Source organism: Ruegeria sp. BJ5 (assembly GCF_056537865.1).
Genome location: NZ_JBQFSH010000010.1, coordinates 1 through 5,770, shown reverse-complemented (window position 1 = coordinate 5,770; position 5,770 = coordinate 1). Strand labels below are relative to the sequence as shown.

2 protein-coding genes and 1 pseudogene are annotated in these 5,770 nt (G+C 55.3%); 1 reads left to right on the top strand and 2 read right to left on the bottom strand.

Going from position 1 to position 5,770, the window contains the following annotated elements; all coding sequences use genetic code 11:
• On the bottom strand, nucleotides 1–2,776 hold a 2,776-nt coding region (locus tag ACR0NY_RS19005; protein WP_480771294.1), incomplete at its 3' end, for a tandem-95 repeat protein.
• Nucleotides 2,777–3,190: 414 nt separating this feature from the next.
• Between ACR0NY_RS19005 and ACR0NY_RS19000 the strand changes: the two are divergent.
• Nucleotides 3,191–3,289, top strand: a pseudogene (locus ACR0NY_RS19000) (transposase domain-containing protein); the annotation flags it as partial.
• A 185-nt stretch (nucleotides 3,290–3,474) separates the two neighbouring features.
• Here the strand turns inward: ACR0NY_RS19000 and ACR0NY_RS18995 are convergent.
• Nucleotides 3,475–5,770 (bottom strand): S8 family peptidase (locus tag ACR0NY_RS18995; protein WP_480771293.1); only part of this gene is annotated, 2,296 nt, incomplete at its 5' end.

The following is a 5,770-nucleotide window of genomic DNA, read 5'->3' as shown; positions in this document are numbered from 1 at the left end:
TCTCAAGCGCAAAGGTGTCGCTGGCTGAAAGTGACCCGTCACTGGCCGTTACCGTGACACTCAATGTGCCATTGAAGTCCTGGGGCGGTGTGCCTGAGAAGCTGCCGGAAGCCGCATCAAACACCAGCCAGTCCGGCAGGGCCGTGCCATCCGTAAGTGTCGCACTCAGGGTCAGCGCATCGCTATCCACATCCGTGAATGCGTTCGCCGGCAGCACAAAGCTCACGGCCTCATCTTCCACGGAAGCCTGATTGGACAATGCAAGTGCCACAACAGGGGCATCATTGGTTCCGTGCACAATGATCGAAACGGTTGCGACGCCCACACCGCCATTGCCGTCATCGGTCGCATAGGAAAATGTGTCGATAAGTGTCTGGCCCTCTGCCAGGGCCTGAACATCAGCTGCCCCGGTGGGATCGTAGCTGATGGTCCCATCAGTGTTCAGCGTCAGGGCTGCACCATGCGCACTTGTGGCAGAAACCGCTGTCACCGTGAGTGCGTCCCCGTCGACATCGCTGTCATTGGCCAGAAGCGTGGCGGTATCAATTGAGGTCACAACATCTTCGGTGATCGGAGTGGGACTTTGCACAACATCGTTAACTGCGACAGGTGCATCGTTGACAGGGGTAATCTCAAGCGCAAAGGCATCGCTTGCTGAAAGAGACCCGTCACTGGCCGTCACCAGTACATTGACCATGCCATTGAAATCCTGCGGCGGTGTGCCTGAGAAGCTCCCTGCAACCGCATCAAACACCAGCCAGTCCGGCAGGGCCGTGCCATCCGTAAGTGTCGCACTCAAGGTCAGCGCATCCCCATCCACATCCGTGAATGCGTTCGCCGGCAGCACAAAGCTCACGGTCTCATCTTCCACGGAAGACTGATCAGGCAATACAATCGCCACAACAGGCGCATCGTTGGCTCCATGAACAACCACGGAAACACTTGCGGTGCTCTCCCCGCCATTACCGTCCTCGACCGTATAGGTGAATGTATCCGTCAGGGTCTGACCCTCTGCCAGGGCCTGAACAGCGTCTGCGCCGGTTGGATCATAGCTGATCGTCCCGTCGTCTGTGTTCAGCGTCAGGGCCGCGCCATGTGCACTCGTCGGAGACACATCCATCACCGTCAGCGCATCTCCATCCACATCGCTGTCATTGGCCAGAAGCGTGGCGGTCTCAATCAGGGTGACAACATCTTCTGTGATAATCTTGTGACTTTGAGCAACACCGTTCGCATCAAAAACGCGGGCCTTGATGGCGAGGTCCCCATCGCCCTGCTGTCCGTCATGAGACTCCCAGGTGACAACAAAACCCCCATTGGCGAGGGCTGTCACACTCGGGTTCTGTTGCCAGCCATTGGTGAATTCATTGACCAGGAATTCACTGACAACCTCATCGCCATTCTCATTGAAAATGCGGGCCTTGATGGCAGTACCGGACGTATCCCCTTGCTGCCCGTCCTCAGACATCCAGGTGACAACAAAATGGCCATTGGTGAGCGCTGTAATACTCGGGTATACTTGCCAGCTATCGGTGAATTCATTGACCAGGAACTCACTGACAATCTCATCGCCATTCTCATTGAAAATACGGGCCTTGATGGCAGAAGCGGACGCATCCCCTTGCTGCTGGTCATGAGACCCCCAGGTGACAACAAAACCCCCATTGGCGAGGGCTGTCACACTCGGGTCCTCTTGCCAGAAGTTGATGAATTCGTTGACACGGAACTCACTGACAATCTCATCGCCATTCTCATTGAAAATACGAGCCTTGACGGCAGACCAAGACGTATCCCCGTGCTGTTGGTCCCAAGAATGCCAGGTGACGACAAAATGGCCATTGGCGAGCGCTGTAACGCTCGAGTATAGTTGCGCGTCATTGGTGTATTCATTGACCAGGAATTCACTGACAATCTCATCGCCATTTGCATCGAAAATGCGGGCCTTGATGGCAGAACTGGACGTATCCCCTTGCTGCCCGTCAAGAGAATGCCAGGTGACGACGAAATGGCCATTGGCAAGGGCTGTCACGCTCGGCCAGCCTTGCATGTCATGGGTAACTTCATTGACCGGGAACTGACTGACAATCTCGTTACCATCCGTATCAAAAATACGGGCCTTGATGTCAAAACCAGACGGATGCCCTTGCTCCTGATCATTGGACGGCCATGTGACGACGAAATGGCCATTGGCGAGCTCGGTAACGCTGGGGGTCAATTGACTACCATTAGTAGACTCATTCACCAGGAATTCACTGACAATCTCGACACCATTCTCATTGAGAATACGGGCCTTGATGGCAGTTTCAGACGTATCGCCCGGCTGTCCATCATCAGACTGCCAGGTGACGACGAAATGGCCATTGGCGAGAGCGGTAACACTCGGGTCGCTTTGAGAGCCATCGGTGAAGTCATTGACCAGGAACTCACTCGGATCAACAGTATCATCAGCCGCGACAGGTGCATCATTGACCGGGGTAACATCAAGCACAAAGGTGTCGCTGGCCGAAAGAGACCCGTCGCTGGCCGTCACCATCACGTTGACTGTTCCATTGAAGTCCTGGGGCGGTGTGCCCGAGAAACTCCCCGCAACCGCATCAAACTCCAACCAGCCAGGCAGGGCCGCACCATCCGCAAGCGTCGCGCTTAAGGTCAGCGCATCGCCATCAACATCCGTGAATGCATTGGCCGGTAATACAAAGCTCACAGATTGATCTTCTGCTGAAAACTGATGAGGCAATGCAAGTGCCAGAACGGGTGCATTGTTCATTACGGTCATTCCTTTATCCAATTCAAGCTGTGTGCAATTGAGATGATCTCATTTGCATGCTGTACATGTGAGTGATGAGTGAAAACCTGTTGTTATTGTACTGGCTAACGTTCCAAAGCTTTGTTGCTTTTGACTTTTGCTGTCTGATTGACCGCGAATACGTCCAGCCAATTCGTCCCGCATCCAACACTGGATCCAGATCGCTGAATTGGAAAATACCATGATTCTATATTTGAATAGGAAAAGGCTATGGTGGGGTCTGCACCTGTCAGACTGTTACTTTGTCAATACGGCCTGAGCAAACAGTCGCCACAAGCACCATTATCGCACCAGAAGTCTGCAATGGTCTTCTGGTCAGGGCGAGTTGCCCAGTCAACCACATCAGTTCGACGTTCCGCCCTGCATTACGTTCTAACCAATGGCCGTGCCTGGCTCACCCAAACACTGACCGCTATCGCAAACGGGCATAAACAGTCCAACATCAGCAGCCTGATGCCCTGGAATTACGCCACAGACCTGTAATCGGTGCACCGCCTTCACTTTATCCTGAAAATGACGCAGAAATCTCAGCGGCCCAATGCATGTACCGGCTGCTGTTCTCCGCCGTCCCTGAGGCCCTGGTTCAGACCTGCATCGTGCATCTGGTGCGCTATGCACTGCGCAGCTCTCTCGGCAGATGAAGTGGCCGAAACATCTGCCCGTGCGGCTCAAAACCTGTGACTGAGGGCAAACCCAATGTAGGGATTGGGGTCACCGCCTTGTGCGCGATATCCCGCGTTAAACAGAATTTCCGGTCCGGGCGCTTCTGAAGCAAGCTGATAGGTCAGGCCAATATCTATCGGCCGCACTGAAGATGTAATCTGCACAGTTTGAGAGCTTCTTGTCACGCCCGCGCTTTCCTGACCGGCCACTGCTGCAACCCTGTCCCGGGGGAGGTCGATTGAAATCTCACCAGAGGAGATCTGGAGCGGACTGGATATCGACAAGCGCATCGTGCCTGGGCTGCCGAGAAAGCGTTTCTTGCTGATTGAGACGCTGCCGGCACGCCCCGTCAGACTTTTGCCGCCAGTGACCAGGCCTGCCTGTTTGAAATCTGTCCTGCTTTGCGTGCCCGATACCGTCAGGAGCGTGCCCTGCCCGACCGCAACAGATCCGGATATTTCCAAGAACGAGGTAGAGCTGCGTCCGTCCTGACCCGCGGCTCCCATGAAGCGGGATCCAAGGACTGTGCCGTTTTCTTCTATGAGGCCGAACTGGGCAGAAAGGCCTGACCCATCTTTGTCTTTTGCTTCAAGCCCTATGCTGGTCCTTGAGAAGGAGCCCGTGGATGATCCGACCGCGTGGTCAGTAATAAGGGCCAGCGCTTGTGTGAGTTCAAACTTGTGCCTGAATGAGTAGTCTTCTGTCAGAAGCTGTCCAAATGGATCTGCGTCTGGATCTATGTCGCCGAGAGTTATCTCATAGGAGAACACATCCCCATCAAAACGGAGACCTGTTCCGTGATCTGAACGCATGAGTGTGAGGCTGTCGCTGACCTTTGTTTCCCTTGTGATCGCAAGGCGGGGTCTTGGCGCCTTGAGTTCGGAGACCAGGGCACTGGCAGCAAGCTCAAATCCGCGCGTATACGCATCTGCAACCATCAGGGTCTGCCCTGCGAGGGCCTGGTTGAGGGCTGGCGCCAGGGCGCCGCTGGCGACGATGCCCGTTTCGGCGAGAGGCATGGCGGCGCTCTCGATGGTGTTCCCCTGGTAGACGACAAGCTCACCCATAGGAAGCATGGCGCGTTCCAGATTGAGGAGGCCCTGCCCGTAGATCGGGTCAACACCCGGCTCACCGAGATCTTCGGCTGCCGCGAACATAATCTCAGCGATTACGGGTGCTGTCAGGTGTGGCCACTGGCTCTTCAATACGGCATAGGCGCCAGTGACATAGGCGGCTGCAATGGATGTTCCGTTCAAGTGAGTGAAGCCGTTGCCGTTGGGGATGATAATGACACCTGCGCCTGGCGCAGCGAGGCAAAAGTGCATTGCGACGCCACAGTGGTTGGAGGAGTGCCATAGGCTCTTGTCTTCACGGACAGCAACGACGGCGATGAAGTAACCGAGATAATCGTCCAGCACGACCGGAATGCCTGCAGTGACTGAGACGTCGGGCAGGCCGCCGTTGCCTGCGCCAAAAACGGTCATCAAGTCTTCGGATTTGGCTCTATTCAGGGCGGTGATGGTTTTGTCGCCAAGAAATTCTTTGAGATTTTTGCTATTTTCGTCCGGAGTTTCAGTTGTGAAATCCGTGATTGGCATTTCGACGATGAAATCATCGACAATTTTGGTTCGAACCCAGCTGTTGTTCATGACATGCGCACCAGCGTCAATTGCGCGGTTTATGGCATCAGCCCATATGCTCTCGATCGGAATCGTAAATTCGGTGTAGTCGCCCCGTTTTCTTATTCCATTGAAGATGACAAGCTCGGATTCAAAGGCAACGCCGTGCAGGCCTTGACCGTTTTTCCTGCCTGCAGCGATGTTGGCAACATGCGTGCCATGACCGGAACGGCCATGACCGTCAGGTTCAGAAATATCGTCGGGGTCTCCGACAAAGTAAGAGTGGCTGTTCTCAAAGTCGATTTTCCCTTCGAATTCTGGACTGTCGATATCAATACCTGTGTCCAGGATTGCAATCTTTATGCCCTGTCCTCGCCAGCCTTGAGCGTATTTTTCATCGGCTCCAATCAGAGACAGAGCATAGTTTGCGTTGAATTCTTCGGTCCGGAAGAAAGCGGGATTGTCCGGACCGGGGCCTGGGTTGGGACCGGGGCCTGGGTTGGGACCGGGGCCTGGGTTGGGACCGGGGCCTGGGTTGGGACCGGGACCCGGATTGGGACCGGGAGCTGGGTTGGGACCGGGGCCTGGGTTGGGACCGGGAGCTGGGTTGGGACCGGGGCCTGGATTGGGACCGGGGCCTGGATTGGGACCGGGGCCTGGATTGGGACCGGGGCCTGGATTG